At 68.2% G+C, this 16,791-nt stretch carries 11 protein-coding genes and 2 pseudogenes; 2 read left to right on the top strand and 11 right to left on the bottom strand.

The annotated features are described in order from the left end of the window. Nucleotides 1-29: 29 nt before the first annotated feature. The 4 genes from murJ to ACFQDH_RS05160 are packed head-to-tail and all read right to left on the bottom strand — an operon-like array spanning nucleotide 30 to nucleotide 4,683. The gene (murJ, locus tag ACFQDH_RS05175; protein WP_382399131.1) at nucleotides 30-1,871 is read right to left on the bottom strand and encodes a murein biosynthesis integral membrane protein MurJ; all 1,842 of its coding nucleotides are present in this window, start codon (nucleotides 1,869-1,871) and stop codon (nucleotides 30-32) included. Beyond that, on the bottom strand, nucleotides 1,864-3,939 hold the full coding sequence (locus ACFQDH_RS05170; RefSeq protein ID WP_382399129.1) for a DUF6049 family protein: 2,076 nt from the start codon (nucleotides 3,937-3,939) through the stop codon (nucleotides 1,864-1,866). Before ACFQDH_RS05170 ends, murJ begins: the two co-directional genes overlap by 8 nt. Continuing rightward, nucleotides 3,825-4,250 (bottom strand): DUF6049 family protein, encoded by a 426-nt coding sequence (locus ACFQDH_RS05165; protein WP_382399127.1) that lies wholly within the window; start codon nucleotides 4,248-4,250, stop codon nucleotides 3,825-3,827. The genes ACFQDH_RS05170 and ACFQDH_RS05165 overlap by 115 nt, the downstream gene beginning before the upstream one ends. Then, on the bottom strand, nucleotides 4,198-4,683 hold the full coding sequence (locus tag ACFQDH_RS05160; RefSeq protein WP_382399122.1) for an NUDIX hydrolase: 486 nt from the start codon (nucleotides 4,681-4,683) through the stop codon (nucleotides 4,198-4,200). The genes ACFQDH_RS05165 and ACFQDH_RS05160 overlap by 53 nt, the downstream gene beginning before the upstream one ends. Before the next feature lie 68 nt (nucleotides 4,684-4,751). Here ACFQDH_RS05160 and ACFQDH_RS05155 point away from each other — a divergent pair, with 68 nt between their 5' ends. Both ACFQDH_RS05155 and ACFQDH_RS05150 read left to right on the top strand, forming a co-directional pair. Beyond that, on the top strand, nucleotides 4,752-6,302 hold the full coding sequence (locus ACFQDH_RS05155; protein WP_382399120.1) for a CCA tRNA nucleotidyltransferase: 1,551 nt from the start codon (nucleotides 4,752-4,754) through the stop codon (nucleotides 6,300-6,302). 184 nt (nucleotides 6,303-6,486) lie between these two features. After that, nucleotides 6,487-6,903: a hypothetical protein gene (locus ACFQDH_RS05150; RefSeq protein ID WP_382399118.1), complete on the top strand. Its 417-nt coding sequence runs from the start codon at nucleotides 6,487-6,489 to the stop codon at nucleotides 6,901-6,903. A 128-nt stretch (nucleotides 6,904-7,031) separates the two neighbouring features. On the opposite strand, the pseudogene ACFQDH_RS05145 reads toward ACFQDH_RS05150, so the two are convergent. From ACFQDH_RS05145 to hpnD, 7 genes and pseudogenes are all read right to left on the bottom strand, one after another. Next, nucleotides 7,032-8,798: pseudogene (locus ACFQDH_RS05145) on the bottom strand (1-deoxy-D-xylulose-5-phosphate synthase); the annotation flags it as partial. A gap of 43 nt (nucleotides 8,799-8,841) precedes the next feature. Then, nucleotides 8,842-9,837: an adenosyl-hopene transferase HpnH gene (gene hpnH / locus ACFQDH_RS05140; protein ID WP_382399116.1), complete on the bottom strand. Its 996-nt coding sequence runs from the start codon at nucleotides 9,835-9,837 to the stop codon at nucleotides 8,842-8,844. 11 nt (nucleotides 9,838-9,848) lie between these two features. After that, nucleotides 9,849-10,802: a 4-hydroxy-3-methylbut-2-enyl diphosphate reductase gene (ispH, locus tag ACFQDH_RS05135; protein WP_382399115.1), complete on the bottom strand. Its 954-nt coding sequence runs from the start codon at nucleotides 10,800-10,802 to the stop codon at nucleotides 9,849-9,851. Between the two features lie 122 nt (nucleotides 10,803-10,924). Continuing rightward, nucleotides 10,925-11,257, bottom strand: a pseudogene (locus ACFQDH_RS05130) (phosphorylase family protein); the annotation flags it as partial. Nucleotides 11,258-11,310: 53 nt separating this feature from the next. Further along, nucleotides 11,311-13,392: a squalene--hopene cyclase gene (gene shc / locus ACFQDH_RS05125; RefSeq protein ID WP_382399113.1), complete on the bottom strand. Its 2,082-nt coding sequence runs from the start codon at nucleotides 13,390-13,392 to the stop codon at nucleotides 11,311-11,313. Between the two features lie 3 nt (nucleotides 13,393-13,395). Further along, nucleotides 13,396-15,933, bottom strand: a complete 2,538-nt coding sequence (gene hpnE / locus ACFQDH_RS05120; protein WP_382399111.1) for a hydroxysqualene dehydroxylase HpnE — start codon at nucleotides 15,931-15,933, stop codon at nucleotides 13,396-13,398. Then, nucleotides 15,930-16,790 (bottom strand): presqualene diphosphate synthase HpnD, encoded by an 861-nt coding sequence (gene hpnD, locus ACFQDH_RS05115; protein ID WP_382399109.1) that lies wholly within the window; start codon nucleotides 16,788-16,790, stop codon nucleotides 15,930-15,932. The genes hpnE and hpnD overlap by 4 nt, the downstream gene beginning before the upstream one ends. Nucleotide 16,791 lies beyond the last annotated feature (1 nt).

Below are 16,791 nucleotides of genomic sequence, written 5' to 3'. Positions count from 1 at the left end.
GTGCCGCGCGACGCCTGCTCAGTGTCTGATCAACGGCCCATCAGCCGTCCGACGCCGCCGAGTTTGCTTTGTATGGCGTCAATCAGCTCCTCGACCTCCTTGACGTGCAGCCGGCGGGAAATGACGACATACAGGGCGCAGAAGACGACGGCGGTCACGAGCAGGATGGCGAAGTTCGTGACCCGCGAGTCCGTGCCGATCAGCTGGCTCAGCAGGTAACGCACCAGGAAGGACGCGCCCACCGCGAGGGCGGAGGCGACGGCCAGCCGGGCCCAGGTCTGGGCGACATTGATCATCCGCAGTTGCGGCAGCCGCTTGGCCCGGAGCCAGCGGTAGCCGAGCGTCCCCTCGACGAAGTAGGCGATCGACCCCGCCAGACAGACCCCGAAACCGATCCACGGCTTGGGGAGCAACAGACACGGCACCGACAGGGCACTCGCGATGACGGTGCACCACACCTGCATCCGGAACGGGGTCTTGGCGTCCTCATAGGCGAAGAACGCGCGTTGTACGACGACACACACCGTGAACGGCACCAGCCCGATCAGCAGCGCGATGCTCTGCCGCTCGACGGCGGTGGCGAAGGGCGGGTAGAAGAACGCGGACAGGGGGCCGGCGAGCACGAGCATCCCCAGTGTCGCCGGGATGGTGGCAACCGAGGACAACCGCAGCGAAAGCTCGGAGTCCTCGGTGACGGCCTTGACCCGGCCGGCATGCGCTGCCTTGGACATCCTGGTGAACAGGACGGTGATCAGGCTGAGCGTGACCAGCGAGTGCGGCAGCATGAAGAAGAGGAAGGCGTTGGTCTGTGCCTGACTGGCGGATGGCACCTTGTTGAGGATGTTGCTGCTGACCAGCAGACCTCCTTGCTGCACGATCACGGCGGCGAACGCCCAGATCGCGACGGTGGAGGTGGTCCGCAGGCCCACGCCACGGAAGGAGAAATTCGGTCGCCAGGTGTAGCCGGAGCGGCGCAACGGGATGACCAGCACCAGCGCCTGGGCCATGATGCCGAGCGTTGTGGAGCCACCCAGAATCAAGATCATCGGGGTCGTCCAGCGCGACGGCTCGACGATCTGGTGTGGGTAGGACACCAGCAGCCAGGCGAGTCCGGCGATCGCGAAGACGTTTGCCAACACCGGCGACCACATCGGGGCGCCGAATCGGCTGCGGGCGTTGAGGATCTCTCCGAGCAGCGTGTAGAGGCCGTAGAAGAACAGCTGCGGCATACAGAGCAGGGTGAAGATGATCCCGAGCCGCCAGGTCTCTCCGGAGGCGTCCAGGTAGAAGAGTTTGAAGACCAGCGGCGAGGCGATCAACAGGACCACGGTGGCGCTCGCCAGGATCAACATCGCCAGGGTGAGGATCCGGTCTGTGTAGGCCTTACCGCCGTCGCGATCCTTCAGCGAGCGAGTGATCTGCGGGACCAGCACTGCGTTGATCACGCCACCTGCCAGCAGCAGATAGATCATGTTCGGCAGCTTGTTTGCGGTGTCCCAGACGTTTCCCGCCACGCCGTAGATGACCACGCCGAGCAGGATGGTGCGTAGGAACCCCAGCGCGCGCGACACCAACGTGCCGGCGGCCATGACGGCGCTGGCCCGGCCGATGCCACCTTCCGCGGCGGGGGCCTCAGCCGGTACGGCGGCCTGCGGCAGCGCGTCCGGATCCTCCCCACGGGCGATCGCTTCCTTGCGAGCCGCGATCACGTCCGGGTCGGGCATCGGCAGGTAGCCGGAGTCCTCGCCCATCCAGGCGGCATACATCGAACCCAGGCTGCCCTGGATGTCCGGCGAGTTCTGGTGGGCGCGGGAGCGCAGGTCGGACTCGGCGTACAGCTGGCCCAGGCTGGGTCGGCTCTCGTCAGTCATCGGTGTCGGTGCCCTCGTCGTCGGTGTCTTCGGCGTGCCGTGCTGGCTTGCGTCCGGCGTCGATGATCGCGTCGTTCGGCGTCGGGCTGTCGGTCGCGGCCGGCTCGGAGGCGGTCCGGGGGCCACGTCGTACGGCGCGCCACAGACCGATCGCGAGGATCAGTCCGGCGAGCACGCCCAGCACCCACATGATCCACCCCGACGTCGGGTGAACGTTGATCTTCACCTGCGACGGCGCGTCGGTGAGCGAGATGCCGTTGGGCGCGCGCAGCGCGGCGTCGAGCGGGACGGTGCCGCTGCCGACGGCCTCGATGTGGAAGTGCGCGGTGGCGCGGGAGCCGGCGTCGATGTCGACCTTCTGGACCGGGTCGGTGACCCGGATGAGCAGGTACTTGCGCGGCTGCACCTCCAGCTGCAGACCATGCACGGGACGGTTGAGCTCGTTGGAGACGGTGATGCTGATGTCACCGGAGTCGGCGAAGAAGTTGATCGTCGAGGAACGGATCGTCAGCTTGTGCAGCATCGCGGTCACCGCGGCGGTGTTCCGGTCAGCGACCGCGGCCAGCTTTGCGGCCGTGCCGCGCCAGCGGGTCGATCCGATGACGTCCAATGCGCGCGTCCGCGCCGGTATGACGTCGGCCCCGTCCACCAGCACGCTCTGCAGGGCGGACAGGCGCTGGCGTGACGCAGTCAGCTCGCTCAACTCGTCCTTGGTGATCGCGGCGGCCGCGACTTGCGATGGGACGGTGCTCTTGGGCGGCGTCTTCAGCAGAGCTGTCGTCGGCGCGGACTTCAGCGCCGTCTCGGTCTGGGTGCCGGTCCGCAGCTTCACCCAGTTGGCCGCACTCAGTGCGTCCAGCTGTGCTGCCAGTTGGATCGGATTGGCGCCGCCGGCGCGCGGAGCGACCAGAGTGACCGAGCGCGCCGTGCCGGGGGACTGCTGGTAGAGCGCGAGTGACTGGGTGAGCAGGCGGCTGGTCTGCATGCCCGGGGAGGTCGACGACGTGCTGAAGGCCTTGGACAGCCCTTCGTCATACGTCAGGACACCGGAGGTGCCGGTCGCTCGATGCGTCGCGGTCATGATCGGCGACTGGGTGATGGCACGGCTCGGGAGCAGCGCGACGGCGGGTGCCTTGCTGCGGGCCGCCAGGTCCTTGGTGAAGGACGTGACCGCGGTGCCGGTCAGGTCACCGGTCGGCCAGACGATGCGGGTGTTGCCGACTGCTTCGACACTCTTGGGCAGGGCACGCGCGAAGTCGCGGCCGGCGAGCTCCTTGCCTGCCCGGCCCTGCTTGTCCAGCGCCGTCAGGTCGGGATCGTCCGACGGCAGCCACCACACGGACTGCTTGGGGTCCAATGAGGTCAGCCTCGACGTGAGTTCCTCCACGGCCGCGTCGATCTTGCCCTGCGGCGTGCTGATCGGGGGCGTGCTGGACGAGGACGACGGTGTGCTCGACCCGCCATCGGTGCCGCTCGTCGCGCCGTCCGTGGTCCCGGTGGAGGCACTGGATGGGTTGCCCGAGGTGGTGCTGGTCGGGTCGGGGGCGCTGCTGGTGCCTGACCCGCTCGAGCTCGCCGAGCCGGACGGCGACTCACTCGCGGTCACGGCCGGCACGTTGTCGTCGGCAGCGGCCGGCGGGTCGACCAGGGCCGGGTCGATGGCGAAGATCACCGGTTGCCCCGCGAAGGCGTCCAGCGTCTTCTGCACCTGGGAGTCGGGTCCGACGGCACGCTCCCAGGCCGCGGCTCGGGTGGCGCCGCTCGGCCCGAAGAGGTCGGGGTCCGCCGGCAATGTCAGGGGTATGACGACCGTGACCTGCAACGGTGATTGCACCGAAGTGTTCTGCAGTTGCAAGGTGCTGCGCGCCATACCTCGTATGGCGGAGGCGCCCGCCGAGGCACCATCGGTGACCGTGACGGTCAGCGGCAGGGAGGCCAGGCCGTAGCCGAACTTCAGCTTCTTGCCCGGGACGGTGACCGAGAAGGGGTGCTGCTGCCGGCGCTGAGGGCGCCCGCGTCTCCGGTGGCGAGCTGCGTCGTCGAAACGTCGAGCTTGCCGGTCATCCAACTCTCGGCGGAGGTGCGGGTGTCCAGCAGTTGGGTGCCGACCGAGACGTGCACGACCGCATGGGCGACGGCCGTGGTGCCGGTGTTCGTGATGGTGCCGGCGACCGTGACAGTCTGGCCGGAGGCCGACACGGCCGGGAGGTTGGCGTCCAGGCTGATCTGGACCGAGGATGAGGTGTCCGCAGCTGCCCGGGGGACGCCGAACGGCAGGAGGCACAGCACCAGCGCGATCAGAGCGGCGCACAGCGCTGCGGTGTGGTTACGCCGACGGAGCCAGGTGTTGCCAGGCGGTTTGGACGATGCGTCGCTCATTGGGGAAGGTCAGCTTCCGCTGCACACGGTCCAGGCGGAACCAGCGCGCGTCGACGGCCTCGTGATCGGGGTCGCCTTCGATGCTGATCTCGCCACCGAGTGCCTCCAACATGTAGTGATGGACCCGCTTGTGGATGCGTAGTTGCGGGGTGCTGAACCAATAGTCGATCGTGCCAAGGGTCACCAGGGCACGTCCGATGATGCCTGTTTCCTCCTGGACTTCGCGAACCGCCGTCTCGACCAGTGTTTCGCCCGGCTCGACGTGCCCCTTCGGCAGGCACCACTCCAGCCGGCCCGCCCGGTTGTGCCGGGCGATGAGTGCGATCCACGCGAAACCGCCTGCCACGTCGATGATGACGCCACCGGCCGAGGTCTCCTCCACCGCGGGCAGCCACCGCACGGGGCGGTCGGTGCGCGGCGGGTAGAGGCTCATCTCGACACTCTAAACCGCGGTCGCCGCGACTCCCAGCCGTTCGAGGCATTCGGCTCACCTACCCTGTGGTGGTGCCGACGCCCCCACGACCCGATGATTCCTCGTCCCGCGCCGAGTTGCAGCGCCGTGCGGTTGCGCAACTGGCGCCCGTTCTGCCGATGCTCCAGGAACTCGGATCACTCTTCGCCGGAGCCGGAGCCGGCCACGAACTCGCGCTGGTCGGCGGTCCGGTGCGCGACGCGTTCCTCGGCCGGGCGTCGTCCGACCTGGACCTGACGACGTCCGCGCGTCCGGAACAGATCGAGGCGCTGCTGAAACCGTGGGCCGATACGACCTGGGACATCGGCCGCGACTTCGGCACGATCGGCGCTCGCAAGGGTGACGCCATCGTCGAAGTCACGACCTACCGGGCGGACGCCTACGACCGGCAGACCCGCAAACCGATCGTCAGCTTCGGTGACTCGCTGACCGACGACCTGGTGCGGCGCGACTTCACCGTCAACGCGATGGCGCTGCGGCTGCCCGACCTGGAATTCGTCGACCCGTATGACGGGATGGGCGCGCTCGCGGCGCGCACCCTGATGACACCGTCGGCACCGGAGGTCTCGTTCGGCGACGACCCGCTGCGGATGATGCGAGCCGCGCGGTTCGCCGCGCAGCTGGGCTTCACCGTCGACCAGCGGGCACGGGCGGCAATGACCGAGTTGGCGCCCTCGATCGAGATGATCTCCGCGGAGCGCGTCCACGACGAGCTGGTCAAGCTGATGCTGGCCCCGGACCCGCGCGCCGGACTGACCCTGCTGGTCGACACCGGCATCGCCGACCATGTGCTGCCCGAGCTGCCGGCCCTACGGCTCGAGGTCGACGAGCACCACCGGCACAAGGACGTCTACGAGCACTCGCTGATCGTGCTCGAGCAGGCGATGGCGCTGGAGGGCGAGCGGGTGGTGCCGGGTCTGGCTGAGCCGGAGCTGGTGCCCGGTCCGGACCTGGTGCTGCGGCTGGCCGCGCTGCTGCACGACATCGGCAAGCCGGCGACCCGCCGCTTCGAGAGGCAAGGCGGTGTTTCCTTCCATCACCACGAGATGGTCGGCGCCAAGCTGGTGCGCAAGCGGCTGCGGGAGCTGCGTTTCGACAAGGACACCATCAAGGCGGTCTCACGGCTGACCGAGCTGCACCTCCGGTTCCACGGGTATGGCGGACCGGGCGTGCCCACTTCCCGCACGGCCGACGACATCGACTCGCCATGGACCGACTCCGCGGTGCGTCGCTACATCACCGACGCGGGACCGTTGCTGTCCCGGCTGCACCTGCTGACCAGGTCCGACTGCACCACCCGGAATCGCCGTAAGGCGGCCGCGCTCGCGGCGGCATACGACAGCCTTGAGGTGCGGATCGCGGCCCTGCGCGAGCAGGAGGAGCTGGACGCGGTGCGACCCGAGCTGAACGGCAACCAGATTGCCGAAACCCTTGGTATCAAACCGGGTCCGGTGCTGGGGCGCGCGTATAAACACCTGCTGGCGTTCCGGCTCGACGCCGGCCCGGTCGGCGAGGACGCCGCGCGGGCGGAGCTGCTGCGCTGGTGGGCCGACCAGCCGGAACGCTTGGACCAGTCCTGAGAAGGCCCTCTTTCGCCGAGAGGCTCAGCACAACGCCGAGAGGCTCAGAAAGAACGCGACTTTGAGCGCGTCATACTGAGCCTGTCGGTGTGTTTCTGAGCCTCTCGAGATGGGTAGAACTACTCGAGCGTGGCGGGTGGTTTCCCCGATTCACCGGCTCGTCGACGGGCCTAGGTTCGCGCGTATGAGAACTCTGGTGGGGGGCGCCCTACGCGCGGTTGTGGTGATTGGTTCGGCGGTGCTGTCGTTGCGCACCGTCATGTGGTTGGTCCACGGGAACGATCCATCGTCCGACGCCGACGCCGACATCGGCATCGGACTTGTTCCCATCGCGGTGGCTGCGTTGATGGCCGCGGGGTGGGCGTATGCCGATGCTCGTCGGCATACGTCGTCCGAGCTGCGCGGCTGGTGGGCCGTTGCCGCAGAGCTTTGTGGGGTGGCTGCCGCACTGCGGTCGATGGACTCGGTGACTGACGTGATCCTGCTCGGGGCGTTTGCGGTGGCCCTGGTCGGCCTCCCGGCATACGTCGGAAGCCTCTTGGGCCGGTCGCACAGATCGCCCGTCCCGGCGTCCGCGCACGGGCAGGGGCAACTGCACTGATATCCGAGAGGACACCCAATTACCGACAGGACAGGCGATTTGTCCGTTTCAGGGGGCGCTTTGGGCCCATTTGGGTGTCCTCTCGGCAATCCGGTGTCCTCTCGGTAGGAACGAACGACGGGTGGCGGTCAGGAGCCGACGAGGGTTGGAGCCGCGTGCTTCGACCCTCGTCTCCAACGTGCGGCGAGCACCTCGTCCACCACGTGCTCGGCGTCCAGGCCGTAGTCGGCGAGCAGCGTGGCCCGGTCGCCGACCGGCACGAACTCCACCGGCAGTCCCAGGGGTATGACGCGGGTCGCCAGCCCAGCCCGGTGCACCGCCATCGACAGTGCGGCCCCGAGCCCGCCGCCAATTGCGTTGTCCTCCAAGGTGATCACCACCCGGTGATCAGCGACCAACGTCATCAGCTCGGGAGCGACCGGGTGGATCCAGCGCGGGTCGGCCACGGTTGCCGAAACCCCGATATCGGCCAGCCGGCGAGCGGCCTCGACCGCGACGGTCGCCAGCGGGCCGCTCGGGACCAGCAACACCTGAGCGTCGGTCCGGTGCGGGGTGAGCAGGTCGACCGAGCCGATCCGGGAATGCACGCAAACCGGTTGCGGTGCACTGCCTTTGGGATAGCGCAGCACGGTCGGGCCGTCTTCGTGTGCCAGTGCCTCCCGCAACAACTCCCGCAGTCGTATGGCGTCACGCGGCGCGGCGATCCGGATGCCGGGCACGCCGCGCAGCAAGGACACATCCCAGATGCCGTGGTGGGACGGGCCGTCGGGGCCGGTGATGCCCGACCGGTCGAGCACGAAAGTGACTGGTAACCGGTGTAATCCGACATCCATCAGCACCTGGTCAAAGGCCCTGCCGAGGAAGGTCGAGTAGATCGCGACGACCGGGTGCAGGCCGGCGGTCGCGAGACCGGCCGCGCAGGTGACCGCGTGTTGCTCGGCGATGCCGACGTCGACGAGCCGGTGCGGGAAGCGCTCGCCGAAGGGGCCGAGACCGGTCGGCAGTCGCATCGCCGCGGTGAGCGCGACGACGTCGGACCGTTCCTCTCCGATGGCGGCCAGCTCGTCGCCGAAAACCGTTGTCCAGGCTTCGGTTCGGGCCGGTGCGCGACTCGTCGACGTGACCGCCGTCGGCGCCTTGGACGGGCTGACGCTGTGCATCCGGTCGGCCTCGTCCTGCTCGGCCGGTGGGTAGCCATTGCCCTTGCGGGTGACGACGTGCACGACGACCGGACCGGTCAGGTCGCGTGCGGCACCCAGCGCGTTCTGCAGCGCCTTGAAGTCGTGTCCGTTGACGGGGCCGATGTAGCCGAAACCCAACAGCTCCAACAGGTTCGACGATGCAGTTCCAGCACGTAGCCGCTGCAGATGCCGGGAGAGTGCTCCCACTGTGGGGTCGTAGGACCGGCCGTTGTCGTTCAGCACGATGACCACCGGACGGTTGCTCGCGCCGAGGTTGTTGAGCGCCTCCCACGCCATACCTCCCGTGAGTGCGCCGTCGCCGATGACGGCGACCACCCGGCGGCCGCGGCCGGTGAGCTCGAAGCCGCGCGACAAGCCATCGGCATACGAGAGGGCCGTTGAGGCGTGGGAGTTCTCGACGATGTCGTAGTCGCTCTCGCTACGGCACGGATAGCCGGAAAGACCTCCACCAGTGCGCAATTGGCCGAGTCGGTCGTCGCGCCCGGTGAGCATCTTGTGCACATAGCTCTGGTGGCCGGTGTCCCAGATGATCGCGTCGTGCGGCGCGTCGAAGGTTCGATGCAGCGCGATCGTGAGCTCGACGACGCCGAGGTTGGGTCCGAGGTGTCCGCCGGTGCGGGTCACCACGTCGATCAGTCGTCGCCGGATCTGCGCAGCCAGCTCAGGGAGCGCCGAGTCCGGCAACACCTTGAGGTCACCGGGGAGGTGACGTGCCGCAGCAGCTCCGGCGTGGACATCACGCCACCGCCGCCCGGATCGTCTCGCGCAGCGAGCTGGTCGTGGCGATGACGGCCGTGGGTTCGTAGCCGCAGTGCGCCATACAGTTCGCGCAGCGTTCGTCCTTGCCGCGGCCGAACGCGTCCCAGTCGGTGTCCTCGATCAGCTCCTGGTAGGTCGACACGTAGCCGTCATCGAGCAGGTAGCACGGCCGCTGCCAGCCCTTGAGGCTGTATGACGGGATCGCCCACGGCGTGCACTCGTAGTCGACCTTGCCCTCGAGGAAGTCGAGAAACAGTGGCGAGTGGTTGAGCCGCCACTTCTTGCGACGGCCTTCGCCGAACGCCTTCGCGAAGAGCTCACGTGTCTCCTCGACGCCCAGGAAACCCTCCTGGTCGGGGGCTTTCCAATAGGCGTAACCCGGCGCGATCTGCATGTTATCGACCTTGATCTCGTCGTTGAGATAGTCGAGCACGTCGATGACATCCTGTGGCGAATCACTGTTGAACACAGTGGTGTTCGTCATCACCCGGAAACCGCGCGACTGGGCGAGCTTGATCGCGTCGATGGCCATCTCGAAACCACCCTCGTGACTGACCGAGGCATCGTGACGCTCCTTCATGCCGTCGACGTGCACCATCCAGGCGAAGTCGCGGTGGGGGGTGAACTTGTCGATGTGCTTGGCCATCAGCAGTGCGTTGGTGCACAGGAAGACGATCTTCTTGCGTGCCAGTAGCTCCTGGACGATCTCGTGGACCTGCGGGTGCATGAGCGGCTCGCCGCCTGCGATGGAGACCATCGGCGCCCCGCATTCCTCGATGGCGGCGACGGCCTGCTCGACCGGCATACGTTGCTTGAGCATTCCGGCCGGCTCCTGGATCTTGCCGCAGCCGACGCACTTGAGGTTGCAGGCGAAGAGGGGTTCGAGTTCGACCAGCAAGGGGTACTTGTCGCGGTGCGCCAGCTTCTGCTTCATGAGGTACTGGCCGAGCCGGACGGATTGGCGAAATGGCATGTGGGGCATGGTCAGACGACCTCTCGGGGAAGGGTGAAATGGACGTTTTCGGTGACGCCTCCGCGGTGGGTGACCTCCAGGTCCCCGAGCGACGCGAGAGCGTCGATCAATTGGTCGACGAGGGCAGCGGGTGCGGACGCTCCGGCACTGACCCCGATCGTGCGCACGCCGCGCAACCACGCGAGGTGTACGTCGGATGCGTCCTCCACCAGGTGGGCGGGGGTGCCCATGGCGGTCGCGACCTCGACGAGGCGCACGGAGTTCGAGGAGTTCGCCGACCCGACGACCAGCACCAGGTCACTGTCCGCCGCAACCTCCCGGACGGCCTGCTGGCGGTTGCTCGTGGCATAGCAGATGTCGTCGCGGCGGGGCGCCTGCAATGCGGGGAACCGGGCGCGCAGCTCGGCGGCGATCACGTCGGCCTCCTCGACCGAGAGCGTGGTCTGCATGACGTACGAAACCTGTGTCGGGTCAGGGACTTTCACGGTGCGAGCGTCATCGACGGTCTCCACGACGACCACGTTGTCCGGTGCCTCGCCGCGGGTGCCGACCACCTCCTCGTGGGCGGTGTGGCCGATGAGGAAGACGGTCCGTCCGGCAGTCGTGAAGCGGCGGACCTCCTGATGGACCTTGGCGACCAGCGGGCAGGTGGCGTCGATGACATTCAGCCGACGCTCCTCGGCCTGAAGGCGGACCGACGGTGCGACGCCGTGCGCGGCCAGGACGGCGGTGGCACCTTCGGGCACCTCGTCCAACTCCTGCACGAAGACGGCGCCGCGCTGCTCGAGCTCGGCGACGACATGACTGTTGTGCACGATCTGCCGCCGCACGTAGACCGACGGGCCGTGCTGCTCGAGCGCCCGCTCGACGATCTCGATGGCCCGCTCCACGCCGGCGCAGAACGACTGCGGCTCGGCACGCAAGATCGTGCGGGGAGCGCAGGCGTCGAGCCAGCCCTGCAGCACCGGGGCGGCCCGACGCAGCGAACGCAGGGCGGTGATCCCCGCCGGAGCGTGCCGGGATGGACCAGGGGATCGTCGGACGTGTCGACAACAGCGCGTACCACCGCCAGCTGATGGGGGTCGAGTTGCCTTGCCAGATAGGCGGATTCGGTGTCAACCGCTATGCCGCCGCGGGCAGCCAGGGTCTGCCGCTCGGCTCCGGTCACTACGTGATCGGCGCTCTCGACGGTGCCTACGTGCACGGTCAGTCCAGCGCGGCGCAGCTCACCGGCCAGCACGGGAGCCGACGGCAGGGCGACCTCGACATCGTCGGTCCGCAGCCGGTCGGCGACCACGAGGTCTCCGGGGCGGATGTCCGGGCCGAGTGCTCCGGCAACTCCGGCAATCACAGTCGGCACGTCGGTCCGGCGCGGGCGGCCTTCCGGCCCGCGGCCGGAAACGTATGGCGCGTCACGCATTCCGTGCTCGAGCGTGAGGCGTTCGATGCGCAGTGGTGTCAGGAGTTGAGCGCTCATGACGTCGCTTTCGCTGTGAGCGACAGACTTGGTCTGTTGCCCTGCTCGCCGCCGCGCAGTGCTTGCGTTGCGCGGCCGAGTGCCCAAACCGGGAAGATCAGCCGGTAGAGGTGGTAGGCGATGTAGAAGTCTCCGGGGAACCCCGTGCCGGTGAAGCGGTCCTCGGCCCAACTACCTTCTGGCAGCTGGGTTTCGGCGAGATGGTCCATCCCACGCTGCAGGCTCGTCCCCAGTTCTCCGGCGGCGACGAGCGCCATCAGCGCCCACGCGGTCTGTGACGGAGTCGAGTCGCCGCGGCCGATCCAGGCCGGGTCGTCATACGAGCGCAGGTCCTCGCCCCAGCCGCCGTCGGTGTTCTGGTGATCCTCCAGCCAGTGGACCGCGGCTCGGATCGAGCCGGCGCCCGGGTCGACCCCGGCAGCGATGAGGGCGGGCACGACGACGCCGGTGCCGTAAACGTGGTTGGCCCCCCAACGGCCGAACCAGGAGCCGTCCGACTCTTGGTGGTCCAGTAGCCACTGGACTCCGCGCTTACAACGTGCGCCACGCGAACGCCCAACGGCAGCAAGCATTTCCACCACGTGTGCGGTGACGTCGGCCGACGGTGGATCCGTCACGGCGCCGAAGTCGCAGAAGGGGAGCTTGGCCGGCCAGTTGCTGGTGTTGTCGGCGTCGAAGGCGCCCCATCCGCCGTCCTTGGACTGCATGCCGGCGGTCCACGCGGTTCCACGGGAAACGGCCTGCTCCTGGACGGGGCCCCGAGTGGTGATGACCCGGGCGAGCCCCATCACGATGATCGCGCTGTCGTCGGTGTCGGGGTAGTTGCCATTGGCGTATTCGAACGCCCACCCGCCGGGCGGCACCTTCGGGCGCTGCTCGACCCAGTCGCCGGGCGCGGTGATCTGTTCGTCGATGAGCCAGTCCGCGGCGCGCCGAAGCGCCGGATCCCGTGGATCCACACCGGCATCCAGCAGTGCGTTGAGCGCCAGTCCGGTGTCCCACACCGGCGACTGGCAGGCCTCAAGTCGGCGAACCGGACCGTCCGGTGTGTCCTCGGTGATGACGAAACCCTCCAGGCCGTCGATAGCGGCCTTGAGGACGGGGTGGTCGAGTGGATAGCCCAGCGCGTGCAGCGCGAGGATCGAGTAGACCCATGGCGGTTGTATGCCGCCCCACCCACCGTCCGCCTCCTGGCGGGCGATGATCCACTCGGCCGCTCGACGCAGCGCGTTGCGGCGTACCGGCCCGATCGCGTGACGGTGGTAGATGTGCAGTCCCTTGTCGAGCCTGTTGAAGAATGCTTCTGCGGGTTGAGTAGCGGTGAGGAACGAGCCGCGTATCGAAACCCCGGCACCACTTCGCTGGTCTCGATACACCTGGTCTCGATACACCTGGTCTCGATACACCTCCTCCGCTGCGCTCCCCCGGCACTCGACCCGCAGCTCCGCTTCGCTCCCCCGGCACTCGACCCGCAATTGCGCCAAGTCCCACTTCATCCGGCGCTTGGGACGCAGCGTGCACACGACGGTGAGAGGGACGATCGTCTGCCGGGCCCAGCAGCCCCAGGAGTAGATGTTCAGCGGCAGCCTCTTGCCGAGGTACATCAGCTCCGGCGGCATGGCGGGCAGATCTGTCCAGTCCCACCAGCCGAAGAGCGCACACCAGATCCGGGTGAAGACGCGGGTCTCCGCCAAACCGCCTGCGCTCACGATGAATTCGCGGGCAGACACCATATGCTCGGCGGCGGGCTTGTCGCCCGCCATACGCAGCGCGATCCAGGCTTCGACGGTGGTCGACAGGTCTCCTGGTCCACCTGCGAACGTCGCCCAGGTGCCGTCCGCGCGTTGCTGGCTGCGGATCCACCTGGCCGTCTGCTCCCGGGTCTCGGCGGTGTCGATGCCGAGGAAGACACGCAGCATCATGTCCTCGGCGTCCATCGTGACGTTGGTCTCCAACTCGCCCTTCCACGCCCCGCTGGGCAGCTGAAGGTCGAGCAGCCGGCCGACGGCGCGGTCGAGTGTCTCGCGGGCTCGCTTCGCGGTGGAGTCCGTGGATGGGGGTGTCGCGACGTAGGTCATGTGTCACGTGTTCCTTCCGGCGACGAAATGCGCCACCTCGGTCAGTCCGGTGACGGCCGCCTCGTCGAGATCGGCCCCGTGTAGTGCTGAAACGGCGCGACCGATCGCCGCGTCCGCGCTGGAGCGGCACCAGTCCTTGGCGCCGAGCCGGTCGAGTTCGGTTGCGATGCGGACGAGTTCGGCATCCGTCGTCTCCCCGGTGGCGAACCACTGGCGGAGCTCGGCGGCGCCCGGCTGCTCCAGCGCCCAGCAGATCGGCAGTGAACGCTTCTTGGCCCGCAGGTCGGAGTGATTGGACTTGCCGGTGACGTCCGGGTCGCCCCAGATGCCGAGCAGATCGTCGACCACCTGGAATGCGAGACCAATGCCCCGCCCGTATGTCGCCAGGGCACTCCGCTGCTCGCGGCGGGCGCCGGTGAGGACCGCGGGTAGTTCCGTGCTGCAGGTGATGAGCGCACCGGTCTTGGCGGCCGCCATCGCGTGGCACTCGGTCAGCGAAACCTGCTCGCGTTGCTCGAAGTCCATGTCGAGCACCTGACCGCGGATCAGCTCCCGCGTCGTCGCGGCCAGCAGATGTCCGGCTTCGGCGGCGTGCGCGCTGGGGTCCGCCAGCACGGTCTCCACGGCGAGTGCGTGCATGGCGTCGCCGGCGAGGATCGCCGTCGCGTCGTCCCAGACCGACCAGACCGTCTCGCGGTGCCGACGGGTGCGGTCACGATCCATGATGTCGTCGTGGACCAGGGAGAAGTTGTGCACCAGCTCAACGGCTACCGCGCCGCTGACAGCATGGGCAGGGTCTGCGCCGACGGCCTGCGCACCGAGCAGCGCGAGCATCGGCCGCAGCTTCTTGCCGCCGTCTTCCCGGACCGGATTCCCTTGGGTGTCAACGAATCCGAGGTGGTAGGCAACCACTAAGTGCTCCAACCCAGCGAGCGTGTCGACCGCCTTGCGCAGCGCCGGCGTCACCAAAGCCCGCGTCAGATCCTGCGCCCGACCCAACTGGTCGGGAGACACGTAAGCGGGTCGAGTGCCGGAGGGGCTGCGGGTCGAGCGCCGGGCGAGTGCAGTATGCGGGTCGAGTAGAGACTGGGGGAGCGCGGCGGGGTCCCCTCGAAGTATCGGGGGAGCGAAGCGGAGGAGAACTTCGTGGGGTGCCGGAGCGGAGGAAGTCTCGTATCGAGACCATGTGTATCGAGACCCAGTGGACTCGAGGGCAAGCACCACCTCCGCGGCCGAATGCCCACTGAGCACAGCACCTTCCATGGTGGCCGGCCACCCGGTAGCGGTCCACGCACCGGCCAGCGCAATGTTGGGCACCGCCGTCCGAGCCGGTGGCCGCAACCGGGCACTGCCCGGCGCGGCGCGGAAGGTCGCTTCTGGCTCACGGGTGACGAAGAAGTCGAGGACCTCGGCATCCGCCATACGGGGCAGCAGTGCACGCAGGTGCGGCAGCGCCCACTCGCGCAGTTGTGCGTTGGTCAGCCCGATCAGGTCGTCCGCAGCGGAGACCGACACAGCGAGGTACTGCTGCGGACCGGGCACCCCGGCAGCAGCGGTCCGATCGAAGACCCACTGCAACGGACTGTCCACTGCCGCAACGAATTCGGTGTCCACGACGGGCCGGTCCAGGACGACGTGCACGTTGATGATCGGTGAGACACCGAGCCGTTCGGCCAGGTCGGTCGGCAGCCCGAGCGACGCAGGGTCAATCACCCGGGACAGGGCGGCCGGCGGCACCGCGAGCACCGCGGCGTCATACACCTGCTCGTCGAGGTCCGTCACGACGCGCACGCCGGTCCGCTCGCGCAGCACTGCACTGACCTTGCTGCGCAGCCGCACCGCGCTGCCGGCAGCGGCCAGGGCACGCTCCGCGGCGTCACCGTGCAACTGCTGCAACGGAACTCGCGCCCAGCCGAGGTCGGATGCACCCTTGTCGGCGAGCATCCCGAGCTGGAAGACGGTCGCGGCCAAGGCGAGCGAGCAGTGGTCCGCGTCGGCGTTCAGCGTGGCCTTGCCGATCAGCTCCCAGAGCACCTCGATCGATCGGTCGCTGGCACCTTTGGACCGCAGCCAACCGCCGAAGGTCTGCGCGTCGACGGCTGGGTCAGCGGGGTCGACCCGCCCGAGCGCGAGAGCGATCGGTCCAACGCGCAGGCGTTGTTGCAGCGGCATCCAGCTGTGCCGCAACAGCGAACCGCTGAGGTGCAGCGGGGCAGGTAGGTTGTTGCGGCGCAACACCGTTCGGCGGTCGGACGCCTCACTGGCGATCGGCACCTCGAGGCGATCCTGCAGGTAGGTCAGGTGCCGGACACCCAGGCGATCCAGCAGGCCGATGTATGACGTGCAGCACCGCAGGAAGGCGTGCTGCCCGCCGTCCACCCACATCTCGCCCCGGCGGAACGAGTGTGTCAGGCCACCGAGGCGGGCCCGTGACTCCAGCAGCGTGACTTCGAGTCCCGCATCGGCCAGCTCCAGTGCGGCAGTGATCCCGGCGAGGCCGCCACCGACCACACAGACCGAAGCGCGCTGAGGTTGCGTCATACGGGTAACACCGCCTTGGCCAGCGCGGTGAGCGCGACGCGTCCTTTTTCGCTCGGGGGCAACGACATTCGCCGTTCGTAGACCGCCGTCGGGTTGTCCCGGATCCGCAGCAACAGGTGGTGATAGATACCGGCCATGGCCGCGCAACAGGCCGCGCTGCGGTGGTCCAGTTGGGGCAGCAGCCGCAGGCCGAGGTCGTACCAGCGCTCGGCGCGCTCGGCCGCAAAGCTGATGTATGCCGCGAGCTTGGCGTCCGGGTCGTGCAGCGCGCCCGCGTCGTCCAGCTGCAGGTGCACTCCGAACTGCCTCAGCTCCTCGCTGGGCAGGTAGACGCGCCCGAGCAGCAGGTCCTCGCGGATGTCGCGCAGGATGTTGGTCTGCTGCAACGCGATCCCGAGCTGATCGGCGAAGAGCGAGGCACGTGGGTCGGTGCCGTTGCCGAAGATCGACAGGCACAGGCGGCCGATGGATCCGGCGACGCAGCGGCAGTAGACGCGCAGGTCATCGAAGGTCTCGTAGGTGGCGCCGCGCAGGTCCATCTCGACGCCGTCCAGCAGCTCCTCGAAGGCTTCCAGCGGCACCGGAAAGCGGCGGGAGGTCTCGGCGACCGCGACCAGCACTGGGTCGGTGGATGCGTCGAGATCGGAGAGTTGCTTGCGGACCAGGCCCAACGCGGTCCGCTTGGTCTCCAGCGGCGCGTCCTCGTCGCCGATGTCGTCGATCCGCCGGGCGAGGGCGTAGAGCGCGCACAAGCCCTGCCGCTTGGGTGTGGGCAGCAGCCGGATGCCGTAGTAGAAGTTCCGGGCTTCGGTGCGGGTGATCTGCTCGGCCGCTGCGAGCGCTGGATTCATCGCCATG

This window comes from Flexivirga alba (assembly GCF_042661025.1).
GTDB lineage: Bacteria > Actinomycetota > Actinomycetes > Actinomycetales > Dermatophilaceae > Flexivirga > Flexivirga alba.
This window is presented reverse-complemented; position numbering and strand designations above follow the sequence as displayed.